General features: G+C 64.3%; 1 pseudogene. It reads left to right on the top strand.

Annotated elements, in window-relative coordinates:
* Positions 1 to 36 precede the first annotated feature (36 nt).
* A pseudogene (locus tag AC1D0P_RS30755) lies at positions 37 to 409 on the top strand (phospholipase D-like domain-containing protein); the annotation flags it as partial.

Raw genomic sequence — 409 nt, 5'->3', positions numbered from 1 at the left:
GCGCAAGGCGTGCCTGTCTATGTCCATTCCAAGCTGATGATCGTCGACGACCGGGCGATGCGGGTCGGCTCGTCGAATTTCAACAACCGGTCCATGCGGTTCGACAATGAGTGCGACGTCGCCTTCGAGGCGTCCGGGTCGGATGCGCTGGCGCAAAGGCTGCTGGACCTGAGGAGCGACCTGCTCGCCGAGCATCTTGGCACCGATGCGGCAGACTTCGCGGCCCTCGTCGATCGCAAAGGTTCGCTGATCGGCGCCATCGAAGACGTCAGGTCAGGACGGGCGTCCGGGGCGCAACCCGCCTCACGCACCTTGGTCCCCTATGTCACGCCGGAGATTTCAGACCTGGCCGAATGGCTGGCCGACAATGAGATTCTCGACCCCGAGGGTCCGGAGGCCGTGTTCGAGC

The organism is Polaromonas sp. P1_G2 (assembly GCF_056405515.1).
The sequence above is the reverse complement of the archived record's forward strand: the minus strand, read 5'-3'. Positions and strand labels throughout refer to the sequence as shown.